This window comes from Pseudomonas sp. D1-1 (assembly GCF_051132225.1).
Taxonomy (GTDB): domain Bacteria; phylum Pseudomonadota; class Gammaproteobacteria; order Pseudomonadales; family Pseudomonadaceae; genus Aquipseudomonas.
In genome coordinates, this window is sequence record NZ_CP071676.1 from 651,175 (window position 1) to 669,170 (window position 17,996).

General features: G+C 62.4%; 18 protein-coding genes. 3 read left to right on the top strand and 15 right to left on the bottom strand.

All coding sequences use genetic code 11. From position 1 onward, the window contains the following. Positions 1 to 12: 12 nt before the first annotated feature. A complete protein-coding gene (locus tag J3P86_RS02785) occupies positions 13 to 1,287 on the bottom strand; it encodes an Hsp70 family protein (protein WP_305497121.1) in 1,275 nt (424 codons plus the stop codon). A 292-nt stretch (positions 1,288 to 1,579) separates the two neighbouring features. Here J3P86_RS02785 and J3P86_RS02790 point away from each other — a divergent pair, with 292 nt between their 5' ends. Further along, the gene (locus J3P86_RS02790; RefSeq protein ID WP_434569968.1) at positions 1,580 to 2,518 is read left to right on the top strand and encodes a DnaJ C-terminal domain-containing protein; all 939 of its coding nucleotides are present in this window, start codon (positions 1,580 to 1,582) and stop codon (positions 2,516 to 2,518) included. Positions 2,519 to 2,569: 51 nt separating this feature from the next. Then, entirely contained in the window at positions 2,570 to 2,869 is a 300-nt protein-coding gene (locus tag J3P86_RS02795; protein WP_030140113.1) for a chaperone modulator CbpM, read from the top strand. A gap of 143 nt (positions 2,870 to 3,012) precedes the next feature. Here the strand turns inward: J3P86_RS02795 and ureC are convergent, their stop codons facing one another. The 11 genes from ureC to urtA all read right to left on the bottom strand — a co-directional run bounded on the left by ureC (position 3,013) and on the right by urtA (position 13,451). Continuing rightward, the gene (ureC, locus tag J3P86_RS02800; protein WP_434626341.1) at positions 3,013 to 4,713 is read right to left on the bottom strand and encodes an urease subunit alpha; all 1,701 of its coding nucleotides are present in this window, start codon (positions 4,711 to 4,713) and stop codon (positions 3,013 to 3,015) included. Positions 4,714 to 4,868: 155 nt separating this feature from the next. Next, positions 4,869 to 5,174 carry an urease subunit beta gene (locus J3P86_RS02805; protein ID WP_434602683.1) on the bottom strand — a complete coding sequence of 102 codons (306 nt, stop codon included), beginning with the start codon at positions 5,172 to 5,174 and terminating at the stop codon, positions 4,869 to 4,871. After that, the gene (locus J3P86_RS02810) at positions 5,171 to 5,704 is read right to left on the bottom strand and encodes a GNAT family N-acetyltransferase (RefSeq protein WP_434626340.1); all 534 of its coding nucleotides are present in this window, start codon (positions 5,702 to 5,704) and stop codon (positions 5,171 to 5,173) included. The genes J3P86_RS02805 and J3P86_RS02810 overlap by 4 nt, the downstream gene beginning before the upstream one ends. 5 nt (positions 5,705 to 5,709) lie before the next feature. Then, entirely contained in the window at positions 5,710 to 6,243 is a 534-nt protein-coding gene (locus tag J3P86_RS02815; RefSeq protein ID WP_434699365.1) for a GNAT family N-acetyltransferase, read from the bottom strand. Between the two features lie 9 nt (positions 6,244 to 6,252). Then, on the bottom strand, positions 6,253 to 6,555 hold the full coding sequence (gene ureA / locus J3P86_RS02820; RefSeq protein ID WP_003197350.1) for an urease subunit gamma: 303 nt from the start codon (positions 6,553 to 6,555) through the stop codon (positions 6,253 to 6,255). A 154-nt stretch (positions 6,556 to 6,709) separates the two neighbouring features. Beyond that, positions 6,710 to 7,552 (bottom strand): urease accessory protein UreD, encoded by an 843-nt coding sequence (locus tag J3P86_RS02825; protein WP_434699366.1) that lies wholly within the window; start codon positions 7,550 to 7,552, stop codon positions 6,710 to 6,712. 174 nt (positions 7,553 to 7,726) lie between these two features. Continuing rightward, entirely contained in the window at positions 7,727 to 8,425 is a 699-nt protein-coding gene (gene urtE, locus J3P86_RS02830) for an urea ABC transporter ATP-binding subunit UrtE (RefSeq protein ID WP_434699367.1), read from the bottom strand. 133 nt (positions 8,426 to 8,558) lie between these two features. Beyond that, positions 8,559 to 9,431, bottom strand: a complete 873-nt coding sequence (urtD, locus tag J3P86_RS02835; protein ID WP_434658325.1) for an urea ABC transporter ATP-binding protein UrtD — start codon at positions 9,429 to 9,431, stop codon at positions 8,559 to 8,561. Continuing rightward, complete coding sequence (gene urtC / locus J3P86_RS02840) at positions 9,431 to 10,507, bottom strand: urea ABC transporter permease subunit UrtC (RefSeq protein WP_434569961.1); 1,077 nt, start codon at positions 10,505 to 10,507, stop codon at positions 9,431 to 9,433. Before urtC ends, urtD begins: the two co-directional genes overlap by 1 nt. Further along, complete coding sequence (gene urtB / locus J3P86_RS02845; protein ID WP_434699368.1) at positions 10,507 to 12,009, bottom strand: urea ABC transporter permease subunit UrtB; 1,503 nt, start codon at positions 12,007 to 12,009, stop codon at positions 10,507 to 10,509. The genes urtC and urtB overlap by 1 nt, the downstream gene beginning before the upstream one ends. A gap of 176 nt (positions 12,010 to 12,185) precedes the next feature. Beyond that, positions 12,186 to 13,451, bottom strand: a complete 1,266-nt coding sequence (gene urtA / locus J3P86_RS02850) for an urea ABC transporter substrate-binding protein (protein ID WP_434699369.1) — start codon at positions 13,449 to 13,451, stop codon at positions 12,186 to 12,188. Between the two features lie 272 nt (positions 13,452 to 13,723). On the opposite strand from urtA, the gene J3P86_RS02855 reads away from it, so the two are divergent. Then, positions 13,724 to 15,262: a class I SAM-dependent methyltransferase gene (locus tag J3P86_RS02855; protein WP_434699370.1), complete on the top strand. Its 1,539-nt coding sequence runs from the start codon at positions 13,724 to 13,726 to the stop codon at positions 15,260 to 15,262. Here the strand turns inward: J3P86_RS02855 and J3P86_RS02860 are convergent. From J3P86_RS02860 to J3P86_RS02870, 3 genes are read right to left on the bottom strand one after another with little or no spacing between them, the layout of a single operon-like run. Next, positions 15,237 to 16,247, bottom strand: a complete 1,011-nt coding sequence (locus J3P86_RS02860; RefSeq protein WP_434699371.1) for a FecCD family ABC transporter permease — start codon at positions 16,245 to 16,247, stop codon at positions 15,237 to 15,239. The two genes, J3P86_RS02855 and J3P86_RS02860, sit on opposite strands and share 26 nt — an antisense overlap. Further along, positions 16,244 to 17,191 carry an ABC transporter substrate-binding protein gene (locus J3P86_RS02865; RefSeq protein ID WP_434699372.1) on the bottom strand — a complete coding sequence of 316 codons (948 nt, stop codon included), beginning with the start codon at positions 17,189 to 17,191 and terminating at the stop codon, positions 16,244 to 16,246. The genes J3P86_RS02860 and J3P86_RS02865 overlap by 4 nt, the downstream gene beginning before the upstream one ends. Continuing rightward, entirely contained in the window at positions 17,188 to 17,976 is a 789-nt protein-coding gene (locus tag J3P86_RS02870) for an ABC transporter ATP-binding protein (RefSeq protein ID WP_434699373.1), read from the bottom strand. Before J3P86_RS02870 ends, J3P86_RS02865 begins: the two co-directional genes overlap by 4 nt. Positions 17,977 to 17,996: the final 20 nt, after the last annotated feature.

A 17,996-nucleotide genomic window follows, 5' to 3' on the forward strand; every position in this document is an offset into this window, starting at 1 on the left:
CTCGGTCTCAGATCAGACCTGGCTGCCATACCGCTTCATCGCCTCGATCGCCAACCCGCTGCCAATACTGCCGAAAATATTACCTTCTACATGGCGCGCCTGGGGCAGCATCGCCGCGACGCTGTTGCGCAGCGCCGGAATGCCGCTGGAGCCGCCGGTGAAGAACACCGTGTCGACTTGATCAACCCGCACGTTGGCATCGTTGAGCAGTTGCGTGACGCTGTTGCGCACTCGCTCCAGCAGGCCGTCGATCGCCGATTCGAACAAGGCGCGGCTCAGGTCCACGCTCAGGCCCGGCTCGATCCGGTCCAGGGCCACGTGGCGCTGGTCGGCGTGGGTCAGCTGAATCTTGGTTTCCTCCACTTCCATCGCCAGCCAATGCCCGGCACGCTGTTCGATCAGCTTGAACAGCCGGTCGATACCGCCGGTGTCTTCGATGTCGTAGCGCATGCTGCCCAGGGCCAGCGTGGACTTTTGCGAATACACCGCGTTGATGGTGTGCCAGGTCGCCAGGTTCATGTGATGGCTGGTGGGCATGTAGGCGCCGCTTTTCATCCGGCTGCCGTAGCCGAACAGCGGCATCAGGCCTTGCAGGCTGAGCTGCTTGTCGAAATCGGTGCCGCCGATGTGCACGCCGCCTGTGGCGAGGATGTCGGCGTGACGGTTGTCGTGCATGCGGCGCTCGGGAGACAGGCGCACCAGGGAGAAGTCCGAAGTACCGCCGCCGATGTCGACGATCAGCACCAGCTCTTCTTTTTCGATGGTCGATTCATAATCGAATGCCGCCGCAATGGGTTCGTACTGGAAGGAGACTTCCTTGAAACCGATGGCCCGCGCCACGTCCACCAAAGTGTTCTCGGCTTCCTGGTCGGCCATTTCATCGTCATCAACGAAAAACACCGGACGCCCCAGCACCACTTCTTCGAATTCCCGCCCGGCGGTGGCTTCGGCACGCTTCTTCAACTGACCGATGAACAACCCCAGCAGATCCTTGAACGGCATCGCCGTGCCGAGCACGCTGGTATCGTGCTTGATCAGCTTGGAGCCCAGCAGGCTCTTGAGCGAGCGCATCAGCCGGCCTTCGTAGCCTTCCAGGTATTCGTGCAGTGCCAGGCGACCGTAGACCGGGCGACGTTCCTCAAGATTGAAAAAGACCACCGAGGGCAAGGTGATCTTGTCGTCCTCCAGCGCGATCAACGTTTCCATGCCGGGGCGCAGCCAGCCGACGGTGGAGTTGGACGTGCCGAAGTCGATACCGCAGGCACGCGCCGGGGATGGGTTTTTCATGTCTTTCAGTTCCGGTCGTAAAAACGGCCGCGCAGTGTATGCCAGTGCGACGCGGATTCGAAGGCCGGTTGTCCACTAATTCGCAAACCCCGGCCTTGAAAGACCGCGTCGGCCCCCCAAACTTGCTGGCATGGGTCTGGTGGCACAGGGCGGTACAAGATCCGCCGCCAGCTGCCGATAAACTTCTGATGCACCGTCCGGTCACAATCTTGAGGCCGGTCAACCCGCTGTCCGGTCATCCGGGCATGCCGTGCGTGGCGGTGCGACATCGATAACGGATGGTGATGCTTAGATGGATTTCAAAGACTATTACAAGATCCTGGGTGTGGAGCCGACGGCCGACGACGCCACGATCAAGGCCGCCTATCGCAAACTGGCGCGTAAATACCACCCGGATGTAAGCAAAGAGAAAGACGCGGAGACCAAGTTCAAGGACGTCTCCGAGGCGTATGAAGCGCTGAAGAGTGCGGACAAACGCGCCGAGTACGATGACTTGCGCCGCTATGGCCAGCACGGCCAGCCGTTCCAGGGACCGCCGGGGTGGCAGAGCCGTGGTGGTTTTGGCGGGCAGGACACTGGCGATTTCTCGGATTTCTTCAGTTCGATCTTTGGCAATCGCGGGCCGGGTTTCGGTGGCGGACAATCGGGTCGCAGCGCCGGCCGTCGGGGGCAAGACGTGGAAATGGAATTACCGATCTTCCTGGAAGAGACCCTGTCGAACGAATCGAAGAAGGTCAGCTTCCAGGTGCCGCAGTACAACGCCGCGGGCCAGCATGTGAGCAATACCAGCAGAAGCCTGAACGTGAAGATCCCGCTGGGAGTGACCGATGGCGAGCGCATCCGCCTCAAGGGCCAGGGCGCGCCCGGCATCGGTGGCGGCGCCAATGGCGACTTGTACCTGACCATTCGTTTCGCCCCGCACCCCAAGTTCGATGTCGAAGGCCAGGACCTGATCATCACTTTGCCCCTGGCGCCGTGGGAACTGGCGTTGGGCACCGAGGTGGCGGTGCCGACCCTCACCGGCAAGATCAACCTCAAGGTGCCGGCCGGCAGCCAGAACGGCCAGCGCATGCGCGCCAAGGGCCACGGCCTGCGCAACAAGGCCGGCGAGCGCGGTTACCTGTTCGTGCAGCTCAAGGCCGTGATGCCCAAGGCCAGCGACGAATCGGTCAAGGCGCTGTGGGCGGAGCTGGCGAAGAAAGCCGCATTTGATCCACGGGAGAACTTCTGAACCGAGGATCATGGCTAGACTCGACAGTTGAAGCATTGGGAGAAGCAGACCATGAACAACCCGATCATTGAACTGAACCTGATGGAATTCTGTGAGGCTGCTGCGTTGGCCGATGTCCATGTGATTGAAATCGTCGAACACGGCATTCTCGAACCTCACGGCACGGCCCCCACGGACTGGCGTTTCACTGATTACGAACTGGTCCTGGCCCGGCGTGCAGCGAAGCTGCGCCGCGAGTTGGAGCTGGAATGGGAAGGCGTCGCCCTGGCGCTGGACCTGCTGGAAGAGGTGCAGCAGCTGCGCAGCGAAAACCGCATGCTCAAGCAGCGGCTGGGGCGGTTGGTCGAATGAGGCAGGCCCGGACATAAAACCTTGTGGCGAGGGAGCTTGCTCCCGCTCGGTTGCGCAGCAACCGCCAAAAAGCGAGGGCTGCTTCGCACCCCAGCGGGAGCAAGCTCCCTCGCCACGGAGTTTGCGTTCGGCCAGTTATCCACTCAAAACAGAAAATACCGCTGCGCCATCGGCAGGACGTCCGCCGGTTCACACCACAACAGCACGCCATCGGCCTTGACCTGATAGGTTTGCGGGTCGACGTCGATGCTCGGCAGGTAGTCGTTGTGGATCAGGTCGGTCTTCTGCACATCGCGGCAACCTTTCACCACGGCGATCCGTTTCTTCAAGCCCAATTGCTCCGGCAGGCCCGCCTCGGCGGCGGCCTGGCTGATGAAGGTCAGGCTGGTGGCGTGTCGTGAGCCGCCGTAGCTGGCGAACATCGGCCGGTAGTGCACCGGTTGCGGTGTTGGAATCGAGGCGTTGGCATCGCCCATCAGGCTGGCGGCAATCGCCCCGCCCTTGAGAATCAAGGTCGGTTTGACGCCGAAGAACGCCGGGCGCCACAACACCAGGTCGGCCCATTTGCCGACTTCGATGGAGCCCACCTCATGGCTGATGCCATGGGTGATCGCCGGGTTGATGGTGTACTTGGCGATGTAGCGCTTGATGCGGAAATTGTCGTTACCGGCGCCATCGCCGGGCAGGGCGCCGCGCTGCTTTTTCATCTTGTCGGCGGTTTGCCAGGTGCGGGTGATGACCTCGCCGACGCGGCCCATGGCCTGGCTGTCGGAGCTGATCATCGAGAACGCGCCGAGGTCATGGAGAATGTCTTCGGCAGCGATGGTTTCACGGCGGATGCGGCTTTCGGCGAAGGCCACGTCTTCGGCGATGCTCGGGTCCAGGTGGTGGCAGACCATCAGCATGTCGAGATGCTCGTCGATGGTGTTGCGGGTGAATGGCCGGGTCGGGTTGGTGGAGCTGGGCAACACGTTAGGAAAACCGCAGGCCTTGATGATGTCCGGCGCATGACCGCCACCGGCACCTTCGGTGTGGTAGGTGTGGATGGTGCGGCCCTTGAACGCCGCCAGGGTGGTTTCGACGAAGCCGGATTCGTTGAGGGTGTCGGTGTGGATCGCCACCTGCACATCGTACTGGTCGGCCACGCTCAGGCAGTTGTCGATGGCCGCCGGCGTGGTGCCCCAGTCTTCATGCAGCTTCAGGCCGATGGCCCCGGCCTTGACCTGCTCGACCAGCGGCTCCGGCAGGCTGGCGTTGCCCTTGCCGGTGAAACCGATGTTCATCGGGAACGCGTCGGCGGCCTGGAGCATGCGCGCCAGGTGCCACGGCCCGGAGGTGCAGGTGGTGGCGTTGGTCCCGGTAGCCGGGCCCGTGCCGCCGCCGATCATGGTGGTGACACCGCTCATCAGGGCTTCTTCGATCTGTTGCGGGCAGATGAAGTGGATGTGGGTGTCGATGCCGCCGGCGGTGAGGATCATGCCTTCGCCGGCGATCACTTCGGTGCTCGCGCCGATGGCGATGGTCACGTCGGGCTGGATGTCCGGGTTGCCGGCCTTGCCAATCGCCGCGATGCGCCCGTCCTTGAGGCCGACATCGGCCTTGACGATGCCCCAGTGGTCAATGATCAGTGCGTTGGTGATCAACGTGTCGACCACCTCGGCGGCCAGCAGTTGGCTCTGGCCCATGCCATCGCGAATCACCTTACCGCCGCCGAACTTCACTTCTTCGCCGTAGGTGGTGAAGTCCTTTTCCACTTCGATCCACAACTCGGTATCGGCCAGGCGAACCTTGTCGCCGACGGTGGGGCCGAACATGTCGGCGTAGGCTTGGCGGGAGATTTTCATGTGCTTGCCTTGAGATTCAATTGAATATTGGAACCGTTCGCTGCGCTCACTCATCGTCGGAACGCCGCCCGGAGCAAGCTCGCTCCCACATTTGATCGCGTTTCCCTGTGGGAGCGAGCTTGCTCGCGATGAGGCCAGTGCAGGCACCCTATGACTTACAGATCGCCCATGACCCGCCCGGCAAACCCGAACACCCGCCGATGCCCGGCCAGGTCCACCAGTTCCACCTCGCGGCTCTGACCCGGTTCGAAGCGCACCGCCGTGCCGGCCGGGATGTTCAGGCGCATGCCTCGGCTGGCGGCGCGGTCGAAGGCCAGGGCGTCGTTGGTTTCGAAAAAATGAAAGTGCGAGCCGACCTGGATCGGCCGATCGCCGCTGTTGGCGACGTTCAGCTTGAGGGTACGGCGGCCGACGTTGAGCTCGATGTCGCCGGGCTGGACCTGGTACTGGCCTGGAATCATTGCGGTTGCCCCAAAGTCTTGTAGTAAATGGCGGTCGGGCTGTAGGTCCCGTCCGGGCTCTGGCAGTAGTCGGGCAGTTCGCCGACGCGGGTGTAGCCCATGGCGCGGTAGAACGCCTCGGCCTCGGAACCGGCCTCGGTGTCGAGGTACAGCAAGCCGCGCTGGTGCTGGCGCGCACCGAGCTCCAAGGCATTCATCAACTGCTGGCCGAGGCCGCGGCGGCGGGCATCGCCGCGCACCAGCAGCTTTTGCACTTCGGCGCGGTTGAGGCCGTTGGGCTTCTGGCACAGCGCGAGCTGGACGCTGGCTTGCACCTGCTCGTCCTTGACCACCACCCACAGCAGCAGATGGCCCTGGTTGAGGCTGGCCTGGACCTCGTCGAAATAGGCGCGGGCCTGGACGGCATCTAGGTCAGCCATGAACCCCACGCTGGCGCCATAGCCCACGGCGTCGAGCAGCAGATCAATCAAGCCCTGGCGGTAATGCGCGAAGCTTTCAGCGTGGACTCGGCGCAACTGCGCGGCATTCATCGGTATCACTCCTTGTCGATGGTGGGCGGTGGCGCCCCGGGATTGAGGACCAACTGCATGAAGGTCAGGTCCAGCCAGCGACCAAACTTGGTGCCCACCTGGGGCATCTGCCCGGTGATGGCAAAACCGGCCCGCTCGTGCAGGCGAATCGACGCCGCATTGCCGCTCTCGATGGCCGCAACCATCACGTGTTTGCCGCAGGCCCTGGCGCGCTCGATCAGCGCACCCATCAGCAACGGGCCGAGCCCATTGCCACGTTGATCGCTGCGTACGTACACCGAATGCTCCACGGTGTGGCGGAAACCGTCGAACGGCCGCCAGTCGCCGAATGAAGCGTAGCCGAGCACGTCATCTTCGGCGTCGCTGATCACCAGCACCGGATAACCCTGGATTTGCCGGGCGCTGAACCAGGCCTGGCGATTGCCCAGGTCCACAGCCTGTTCGTTCCAGATCGCCGTGGTGTTGAGGACCGCATCGTTGTAGATGTCACGGATCGCCGGCAGGTCGGCAGGGCGGGCGTCACGAATCTGATAAGTCATGCCGCGACCTCAGGCGATGGGCTGGTGGACGGTGACCAGTTTGGTGCCGTCGGGAAATGTCGCCTCGACCTGGATCTCGGGGATCATTTCCGGAATGCCTTCCATCACCTGCTCGCGGCTCAGCAGCGTTGTGCCGTAGTGCATCAGCTCGGCCACGGTCTGGCCGTCACGAGCGCCTTCCAGCAGCGCGGCGGAAATGTAGGCCATGGCTTCCGGATAGTTGAGCTTCAGGCCACGAGCCAGGCGCCGCTCGGCGACGAGGCCGGCGGTGAAGATCAGCAGCTTGTCTTTTTCGCGTGGGGTCAGGTCCATGTGCAGTCCAGTAAGGGCAGATAATTTTTTTCGCAGTAAACACCGATCCCTTGTGGGAGCGAGCTTGCTCGCGATGGCAATCGAACATTCAACATAATGGTTGGCTGATACACCGCTATCGCGAGCAAGCTCGCTCCCACAGGTAAAGGCAAATTCAGGTACTCCAGATTCTCGGTGGCATGGCTTCTCGTCCGAGCAATGCGGGCCTGAGCAAGCGCCACAATTCAATCAACCACCCGCGCGCCAGTAATGCCTCGCTCGCCAGGCAGCGGGCCACGACCAGGCCGGGCAACTGGGTCAGGTCGCCGCGCACGGCATGGCCGAGGGATCGGCAGCGCTCCAGCAGCCCGCTGTCGATCTCGCCGGTTACCAGCAACGTCGCAAACACCGGATCACCGCCCAGCCCGATGGGGGAATCGAGCAAGCCGTCACCGCCGACAATGCGCTGGCGTTCATGCCACAACAACTGGCCGTCGCGGCGAATGTCCAGCCGCGATTGAAAGTGGCCGAGGTCGAAGCGTTCGCCGCTGGCCGGTCGGCCGAGGGCAACCATGTCCCAGTAGAACAGCCGGGCGTCGCCCTGCAGATCGATGCAGGTGCTGAGTTCGGCCTGGGCCGCGCTGAACACGATGGTTTCCTGAGGCAGCCATTCCAGGGTCGCACCGCCAGCCACGCTCAGTTTCAGTTGCTGGTACGCCGGGCCGGCCGCGCGGTACCACTTGGCCGCGCCGGGGCTGGTCAGTTGCGCCCAGGCACCGGGGCCGACGTGAGCCGAGATGTCCAGCCGATCACCGCCGGCAATCCCGCCGGGCGGGTGGACGATGATGTGCTGGCAGACTTCGGGACCTTCGGCGTACAGGTGTTTCTGCACCCGCAGTGGACCTTTGTGGCGACGCTGGACCGGACGCGTGCAGTCGCCGAATCGGGCATAGCCCAAGTCCAGCTCGGCATGCCAGCTGGGGGTGAACAGGGCGGAGGGCGATACAGGTAGATTCATGATTTTCTGATTATCGTCGGGATGCCAAGACTAGGGTTTGAACGAAAAGTCGCCGAGCGGCGATCAGGCAAGGCGAAAACAGGCGAGGAAGCGGAGTTGACTGGTTGTCAATGAGCATTCCGAGCCTGTTTTCAACGCAGCATGATCGTCGCGCAGGCACTTTTCGTACAAAGCCTAGATCGTTACCAGCCCGCGCACACCCTCTGCCTCCATATTTTCGCCGCGACCCTGCTGGACAATTTCGCCCCGGGACATCACCAGGTACTGATCGGCCAGCTCGGCGGCGAAGTCGTAGAACTGCTCCACCAGCAAGATCGCCATGTCGCCCCGGGCCGCGAGTTTCCTGATCACCGCGCCAATCTCCTTGATCACCGACGGCTGGATGCCTTCGGTGGGCTCGTCGAGAATCAGCAGGCGCGGACGGCTGGCCAGGGCCCGGCCAATGGCGAGCTGCTGTTGCTGGCCACCAGACAGGTCACCGCCGCGGCGCTGTTTCATCTGCAGCAGCACCGGGAACAGTTCGTAGATAAAGGCCGGCACCTCCTTGGCTTCGGAACCGGGAAAACGCGACAGGCCCATCAGCAGGTTTTCTTCCACCGTCAGCCGAGCGAAAATCTCCCGGCCCTGGGGCACGTAAGCGATGCCGGCATGCACCCGCTGGTGCGGCTTGAAGGTGGTGATGGCCTTGCCTTCCCAGTTCACCACGCCTTCCTTGGCCTGCAGCAGGCCCATCAGGCATTTGAGCAGGGTGGTCTTGCCCACACCGTTGCGGCCCAGCAGGCACGTCACCTCGCCGACCTTCACGTCGAACGACAGGCCCCGCAGGATGTGGCTACCGCCGTAGTACTGGTGCAGCTTGTCGACTTGCAGCATGTTTTAGACTCTCCTCAAGTCCCCTGTGGGAGCGAGCTTGCTCGCGATGACTGCGGCACATTCAACACATGTGCAGGCTGAACTACCGCTATCGCGAGCAAGCTCGCTCCCACAGGAAACAGCATGTGTCGTTCTAGCGACCGAGATACACCTCGATCACCCGCTCATCGGCCTGCACCTGCTCCAGCGACCCTTCGGCCAGCACACTGCCCTGGTGCAGCACGGTGACGTGATCAGCGATCGCGCCGACGAAGCCCATGTCGTGTTCCACCACCATCAGCGAATGTTTGCCGGCCAGGGACTTGAACAGCTCGGCGGTGAAGTCGGTTTCGGCGTCGGTCATGCCCGCCACCGGTTCGTCGAGCAGCAGCAGTTGCGGGTCCTGGACCAGCAGCATGCCGATCTCGAGAAATTGCTTCTGCCCGTGAGACAGCAACCCGGCGGCGCGATTGACCGAGGCGGTGAGGCGGATGGTTTCGAGCACTTCGCCGATACGGTCATGTTGCTCGCCGGTCAGTTTCGCCCGCAGGCTGGCCCATACCGATTTGTCGGTCTTGAGCGCCAGCTCCAGATTTTCGAACACGCTCAGGGCTTCGAACACCGTCGGCTTCTGGAACTTGCGGCCGATACCGGCCTGGGCAATCTGCACTTCGCTCATGCTGGTCAGGTCCAGGGTTTCGCCAAACCAGGCCTTGCCGTGGCTGGGTCGGGTCTTGCCGGTAATGACGTCCATCAAGGTGGTCTTGCCGGCACCGTTGGGGCCGATGATGCAGCGCAATTCGCCGACGCCGATGTACAGGTTCAGATCGTTGAGCGCCTTGAAGCCGTCGAAGCTGACGCTGATGTCTTCCAGGGTCAGGATGGTGCCGTGGCGGGTGTCCAGGCCCACGCCAGCGGCTTGGCCGAGGCCGATCGCATCGCGGCTGCTGCCTTGGTCCCGATTGGCATCGACAGGGGGCTCGATAATCGGTTCGAGCATGAAGTCCGCCGTGGGTGTGATTCGCATCATTCGCCCCTTTTCTTCAGCAAGCCGATCACGCCCTTGGGCAGATACAGCGTCACGACAATGAACAACGCGCCGAGGAAGAACAGCCAGTACTCAGGAAACGCCACGGTGAACCAGCTCTTCATGCCATTGACCACGCCAGCGCCCAGCAGCGGTCCGATCAGCGTGCCGCGCCCGCCAAGGGCCACCCACACGGCAGCTTCGATTGAGTTGGTTGGCGACATTTCGCTGGGGTTGATGATGCCCACCTGCGGCACGTACAGCGCCCCCGCCAGGCCGCACAACACTGCGCTCAACACCCAGACGAACAGCTTGAAACCACGGGGATCGTAGCCGCAGAACATCAGGCGGTTTTCCGCATCGCGCAGGGCCGTCAGCACCCGTCCGAACTTGCTGCGGGCCAGGCGCCAACCGATGAACAGGCTCGCCACCAGCAACAGCACCGTGGCAAAAAACAGCACCGCGCGGGTGCCCGGCTCGGTGATGCCAAAGCCCAGGATCGAACGGAAATTGGTGAAGCCGTTATTGCCGCCAAAACCCGTCTCGTTGCGGAAAAACAGCAGCATCCCGGCGAAGGTAAGGGCCTGGGTCATGATCGAGAAATACACGCCCTTGATCCGCGAGCGGAACGCGAAGAAGCCGAAAACCAGTGCCAGCAAACCCGGTGCCAACACCACCAGGCACAGCGCCCAGAGGAAACTGTCGGTGCCGGCCCAGTACCAGGGCAGTTCGGTCCACGACAAAAACGTCATGAATGCCGGAAGGCCGTCACCGGCGGCCTGGCGCATCAGGTACATGCCCATGGCGTAGCCGCCCAGGGCGAAGAACAGGCCGTGGCCGAGGGAGAGCAGGCCGGCGTAGCCCCAGACCAGGTCCAGCGCCAGGGCGACGATGGCATAGCAGAGGATCTTGCCCACCAGGGTCAGCGTGTAGGCCGAGATGTGCAGCGGATTGTCCGCCGCCAGCAACGACAGCAACGGCAGGCTCAGCAGCACGGCGAGGATCAGCGCGCCGACGGCAACGGTGAGTTTGGGACCGGCCTTTTGTGTGGCCGTGAGCATCAGGGGCTGGTTCATCAGTCGATTACCCGTCCTTTAAGCGCGAAGAGACCTTGCGGACGCTTCTGGATGAACAGAATGATCAGCGCAAGGATTAGGATCTTGCCGAGCACGGCGCCGATCTGCGGTTCGAGGATCTTGTTGGCGATGCCCAGGCCGAACGCGGCGAACACGCTGCCGGCCAGTTGGCCGACGCCGCCGAGTACAACCACCAGGAACGAGTCGATGATGTAGCTCTGGCCCAGGTCCGGGCCGACGTTGCCGATCTGGCTCAAAGCCACGCCGCCGAGCCCGGCGATGCCCGAGCCGAGGCCGAAAGCGAGCATGTCGACCCGCCCGGTGGGCACGCCGCAGCAGGCGGCCATGTTGCGGTTCTGGGTCACGGCGCGCACGTTCAGGCCCAGGCGCGTCTTGTTCAGCAACAGCCAGGTCAGGACCACCACGAACAGCGCGAAGGCGATGATCACGATGCGGTTGTACGGCAGCACCAGGTTCGGCAGCACCTGGATCCCACCCGAGAGCCAGGCCGGGTTGGCGACTTCGACGTTCTGCGCGCCGAACACCAGGCGCACCAGCTGAATCAGCATCAGGCTGATGCCCCAGGTAGCGAGCAGGGTTTCCAGCGGGCGCCCGTAGAGGTGGCGGATCACCGTGCGCTCCAGGGCCATGCCGATGGCCGCGGTGATGAAAAACGCCACCGGCAGGGCGATCAGCGGGTAGAACTCGATGGCGTTCGGGGCGAAGCGCTGGAACAGCATCTGCACCACATACGTGGAGTAGGCGCCGAGCATCAGCATCTCGCCGTGGGCCATGTTGATCACCCCGAGCAGGCCGAAGGTGATTGCCAGGCCGAGGGCGGCGAGCAGCAGGATCGAGCCCAGGGACATGCCGCTGAAGGCCTGGCCCAGCAACTCGCCGATAAGCAGTTTGCGCTTGACCTGGCCGAGGCTGGTTTCGGCGGCGGTGCGCACGGCGGCATCGGTTTCGACGCCGGGTTCGAGCAGGGCTTCCAGGCGGGTGCGGGCCAGCGGGTCGCCGGTTTCCCCCAACAGGCGGACGGCGGCCAGGCGCACGGCAGGATTGGCATCCACCAGTTGCAGGTTCGCCAGGGCCAGGCTCAGGGCGGCATGCACGTCTTCGTCCTGCTCGCCGGCCAGTTGCCGATCAAGGAACGCCAGTTGCGCGGGGCGGGCACTTTTTTGCAATTGCTGCGCGGCGGCCAGGCGCACACGGGCGTCCACGGCGAGTAGCTGGTGGCTGGCGAGAGCGGTTTCGATCAGCCCTCGCAAACGGTTGTTCAGGCGCAGGGTCTTTGGCTGGCCGTCGATGGTCAATTGGCCTTGCTGCAGGGCATTGATCAATTCGACGCGTGCCGGGTCGGGCTGCGCGGCCCAGGCTTCCAGGAGCTTGGCCTGCTGGGTCGGGTTGGCGGCGACGAAGTCTTCGGCTTCGCCGGCGTATGAGGCCATCGGCAGTAACAGTGCGATGGCGAGGATCAAGCGGTGGAGGACGGTGGGCATATGCTAGGCCTTGCGCGAACTTCTTTCTCTGTGGGAGCGAGCCTGCTCCGGGCGGCGATCCGACGAATGCGGTGTATCAGCGACATGAGTGCTGGCTGACCCACCGTATTCGCGAGAAGGCTCGCTCCCACAAGGGATGGGTGTTGACCCCTAGATTCAGGCCGACACCCATGGGCTCAGTTGCTCTTCACCGCATAGTCAGGCTTCTTGTCGTTGCCGGCGATGAACGGGCTCCACGGTTGCGCGCGGATCGGCCCTTCGGTCTGCCAGACCACGTTGAACTGACCGTCGGCCTGGATCTCGCCGATCATCACCGGCTTGTGCAGGTGGTGGTTGGTCTTGTCCATGGTCAGGGTGTAGCCCGACGGCGCGGCGAAGGTCTGGCCGGCCAGGGCTTCGCGGACTTTGTCGACATCGGTGGACTTGGCTTTTTCCACCGCTTGCGCCCACATGTGGATGCCGACGTAGGTGGCTTCCATCGGATCGTTGGTTACCGCTTTGTCGGCGCCCGGCAGGTTCTTGGCCTTGGCGTAGGCTTTCCACGAATCGACGAACTTCTTGTTCGCCGGGTTATCCACGGATTCGAAGTAGTTCCATGCCGCCAGGTTACCCACCAGCGGTTTGGTGTCGATGCCGCGCAGTTCCTCTTCGCCCACCGAGAAGGCCACGACCGGTACATCGGTGGCTTTCAAGCCCTGGTTCGCCAGCTCTTTATAAAACGGTACGTTGGAATCGCCATTGACCGTGGAGATGACGGCTGTCTTGCCGCCGGCAGAGAATTTCTTGATGTTGGCGACGATGGTCTGGTAATCGCTGTGGCCGAACGGGGTGTAGACCTCTTCGATATCCTTGTCCGCCACGCCTTTGGAATGCAGGAACGAACGCAGGATCTTGTTGGTGGTGCGCGGGTAGACGTAGTCGGTGCCCAGCAGGAAGTAGCGCTTGGCGCTGCCGCCTTCTTCGCTCATCAGGTACTCCACCGCCGGAATCGCCTGCTGGTTTGGCGCCGCGCCGGTGTAGAACACGTTCGGCGACATCTCTTCGCCTTCGTACTGCACCGGATAGAACAGCAGGCCGTTGAGTTCTTCGAACACCGGCAACACGGATTTGCGCGACACCGAGGTCCAGCAGCCGAACACCACGGCGACCTTGTCCTGGGTCAGCAACTGGCGGCCCTTTTCAGCAAACAGCGGCCAGTTCGATGCCGGGTCCACGACCACCGCTTCAAGCTTCTTGCCGTTCACGCCACCCTTGGCGTTGATCTCGTCAATGGTCATCAACGCCATGTCCTTGAGGGACGTTTCGGAGATCGCCATGGTCCCGGACAACGAATGCAGGATGCCGACCTTGATGGTCTCGGCGGCCTGGACGGACCAGGCCATGCCCATCGCGGCAATGCTTGCCGAGAGTGTAAAAGCCTTGATCAAGCTACGACGCTTCATTGTGCGATCTCCGTGGTCTTTATGTTTTTCTGGATGGCAGATGCAAACGCTGAAAGCGCTTTTGCAAGGGGTGTGCCCGGTCGGGGAAAAGCTTTGAAATGCGGGGTCGACGGCGAGAGAGGGAAGTGACGATGCACCATCAGCGACCACATCGCTGGTGCTGGTGCAGGATGGCGCTCCGCATTGGGGCGCGGATGAGGTTGACCCAAGGTGAAATTATCGCCCGCCCGACTATGCTGACTCTTCTGCCATTGCGAAGTAAGGAAAGCCGTTTGAATACTGACTCTGGCGCTGCAAGTTATTTCCTTCTCGACGAGACGGCAGCATTCGCCGTGTTGCCTGAAGTCAAACCGGCCGGGCATCCGCAATGGATGCACGTGACGCATTTGCGAGAAGCGAGATATTCGCTGATTCTCACCGCCGGGGAACATCTGCGAAGTAGCCAGCTGGATGTATTTTCCGATTCCAGACTCTACATTCGTTTTTCGGCAGCGCTGCCAGGCATCAGTGTCGACGGGCTCACGTGTTCAGTTGTTTTTGTCGATGATCCAGGTCAAACCAAATTCCCACTCGGGATCTTTCATATTTGCGGAGGATCTACGCCGTCGGAATGGCGGTCGGTCGATCTGGATCTGGCTTGGTTGGCGGGGAAACGTGGCCGTCTCTTGGTAACGTGCGGGCCAGGGGCCAAAAATGACCCTACAGCCGACTGGTTGGCGATAGCTGACTTGTGCGTTGCCAGGGAAGGAGTGATGAAGCTTCTCCTGGCGAAAACACACCATCAGATGCGCGTGAAAAACGAGATAGCACACTTCAGTAGCGTCTACCGGAACGAGTTTTACTCGAGCGTTCAGGAGCGACAGAGTGAAGCGGCCATGGGCGTAGCTCGCAACGTTCGCCGATTGAATGGACTGGCTCCAGCGCAAGGGCAGGGTGCCCAGTCCGAGATGGTGATTCTGGAGCCGTTTGAAGGAGAGGTCGCCTACTCCTATGCCACTCGTATGCTGAGGGCGAACGTCCCGCAAACGCCGCCCGACTTTCAAGCAAGGCTACGTCGGAAAGTCAGGGATCACGGTGCAATAAAAGTCCTGTCGATCTGCAGTGGTGCCGCGCGGATAGAAGCAGGTCTGTCGGCCGCTGTTCCGGAAGGCGTGGAATGGTCACTGCTGGATATCAATGAAGACCTGCTTCACATCGCGGCGAAGCAGTTTTCTTCAGGGGTCGGCCTCGATCTGATCGTGGCCGATGCGAATAACCTGGTGCCTACCGGTGAGCAGTGGGACGTTATTATCTGCGTCTCGGCATTGCACCATTTGATCGAGCTGGAAAAAGTGATGCTCTTTATCTCCCATAGTTTGAAAAACGATGGCGAGTTCTGGAGTGTGGGTGAGGCCGTGGGGCGCAATGGCAATCGCTTGTGGCCTGAGGCAATAATTGCGGCTGATGCCGCGTTCTCGGCATTGCCGGCACGCTACCGGCTGAACGCCGATACCCAGGTTGTCGATGCTGTCATTCCAGACAAGGACCACTCGATCGGGTGCTTCGAGGGTATTCGAAGTGAGGAAATTACCGCGCTCCTCGAACGTTGGCTCAAGCCGGTAGATGTTTACCGTACCAACTGCTTCCTCTGGCGAATGGTCAATCTCGCCTACAGTGGAAATTTTAATCTTGCAAAGGCCGAGGACCGGGCGTTGGTCATTGATATGGTTCGAGCGGAGCTGGAGCATTATCGAAATGGCGGCCTTGGTACCGAGCTATTCGGCGTGTACAAGAAGAAGCATCTTTTCAGCGACGGCGCATCAGACCAATAAAGAACAGCCCACCGATAGCGGCTGTAGCGACCCCGATCGGCAAATCCTCCGGCGCGATCAGCGTGCGAGCCGCCACGTCCACCCATACCAGGAACAGGCTGCCCAGCAGCACGCAGGCCGGCAGCAGCCGACGATGCTCGGCGCCCACCAGGTGTCGCGCGATGTGGGGCACCATCAGCCCGACAAAACCGATCGAGCCGCTGATGGACACCAGTACGCCGGTCATCAGCGACGCAATCAGGAAGATCCATAATCGCACCTTTGCCGCGTTCAGCCCCAGGGTCACGGCGGTCTGCTCCCCGGCCATCAGCGCGTTCAACGGCCGGGCCATGCCCAGCAGCAACACCAGCCCCAGCAATACACTGGCGGCTGGCACCGCGAGCAGTTCCCAGCGTGCCAGGCCCAGGCCGCCGAGCATCCAGAACATCACCGCCGAACTGGCGCGATGGTCACCGAGGAACAGCAGCAGGTTGGCCGCCGCCATCATCACGAACGACACCGCTACGCCGCAGAGCAGCAGGCGATCGCTCTCCAGGCGGCCCTGGCGGGCAGCGATGGCCAGCACCAGCAACATACTCGACAGCGCGCCGATGAAGGCGGCCAGCGGCAGGGTCAGCAGGCCGATGATCTCGCCGACATGCAACACCACGATGACCGCCCCGAGGGTGGCGCCGGAGGTGACGCCAAGCAGGTGCGGATCGGCCAGCGGGTTGCGTGTCACCGCTTGCAGCACCGCGCCGATCAACGCCAACCCTGCGCCTACCAGCGCCCCGAGCAGCAGGCGCGGGACGCGGATCAGCCAGACGATATGCTCCTGGCCGGCTGTCCAATGCACCTCGCCGACACCGAAGGCCTTGTGCAGCAGCAGATCCCAGACCACGGCCACCGGTACCCGCGCCGGCCCGAAACCCAGCGACACCACGCACGACACCAGCAGCAGCGCGCCGAGCAGTAGCAGCAGTGCACCATAGCGACGATCGTTCATTGGCCGTGGAAACTCTGCGCCAGGGTTTGCACCGCCAGCACGTTATCGATACCTGGCGTGGCCTGTACGTAAGGGATCACGACGAAGCGCCGGTGCTTGATCGCATCGACTGATTGCAGGGCCGGGTTGCTTAGCAGGAATTGCTGTTTCTGCTCGGCACTGACTTCGCCGTAATCGACGATCACGATGACCTGGGGATTGCGCTCCACCACGTTCTCCCAGTTGACGCGGGTCCAACTGGCGTCCACGTCATCCAGAATGTTGCGCCCGCCGGCCGCGTCGATCAGGGCCTGGGGCATGCCCAAGCGGCCGGAGGTCATGGCCCGGTCTTCGCCGCTGTCATACAGGAACACCCGCGGTTGTCGGGTTGGCAGGTGCTTGCGCACTTCGGCCACCTGGGCCTGCATCGTGGCGATCAGCGCGTTGGCGCGATCCTGCACGTCGAAGATTTTCCCAAGGTTGCGCAGGTCGTTGTAGGTGTCCTCCAGCGAGGCCGCCGGACGTTTCATCACGAACGCGCAGGACTCGGTCAGTTCGTAGACGTTGATGCCCAGCGGTTGCAGGGTCTGCGGAGTCAGGTCGCCGCCGACGCGCATGCCGTAGTCCCAACCGGCGAAGAAGAAATCGACGTTGGCGTCCAGCAGGGTTTCCACCGAGGGATATTTGGCGGCCAGTTCCGGCAGGCCATCGAGGATCTTGGCCATGTCCGGCGTGACCGATTTCCAGCCGCTGATGCCGCTGTAGCCAACCATGCGTGGCTTTAGCCCCAGGGCCAGCATCATCTGGGTCATGTTGATGTCATGGCTGAGGGCGTGCCGAGGGGCCTCGTTGAACACCACTTGGCGGTTGCAGCTCTGGATCGTCAGCGGGTAGCGGCTGGCCTCGGCCTGGACATGCAAGCTTGCCAGCAATAACGGAAGCAACAGCAGGGGACGCAGGATCATGGTTGGGTTATCCAGGTGATTCGCGGGTAGCCGGCCAGCGGGTGTTCGTCCACCAGGGCCGCGACGCCGAACACTTCGCGCAACAGGTCGACAGTGAGGACGTCCCTGGGCGTGCCGCTGGCGACGATGCGCCCGTGTTCGATCACGTACAGGCGGTCGCAGAACGCGGCGGCAAGGTTCAGGTCATGAATGCTGGCGAGGGTGCCGATGCCCAGGTCCTTGATCAGTTGCAGCAACTGCAATTGATAGCGCGGGTCGAGGTGATTGGTCGGTTCGTCGAGGATCAGCAACTGCGGCTGCTGGGCCAGGGCGCGTGCGAGGATCACCCGTTGCTTCTCACCGCCCGAGAGCGTGGCGAATGCATGGTCGCCAAAGCCTGCAAGCCCGGCCGACTCCAATGCCTGGAGCATCAGTCGGCGATCTTCCTGATTGTCACCATCGAACAGACCCTTGTGCGGCGTGCGCCCCATCGCGACCACCTCATCCACCGTCAGGCCGAAGGCGTCGGGAAACTCTTGCAGCACCACGGCGATGCGTTGGGCGCACCAGCGCGAGGGCTGTTTCCAGACGTTGTGGTGTTCGAGTCTGACCTCGCCGCTTTCTGGCCGGCTGAAGCGGTAGGCGCAGCGCAACAGGCTGGTCTTGCCGCTGCCGTTGGGCCCGATCAACCCGACAAACTCCCCGGCCGCCACCTGCAACGTGGCATCACGCAGTTGGAACTGGTGATGGCAGTGGCCATGGCCCAGCGGGGTCCAGGCGAGGTGGGAGAGGGTTAGCGAGGTCATGCATTTACTCGAATCATGGG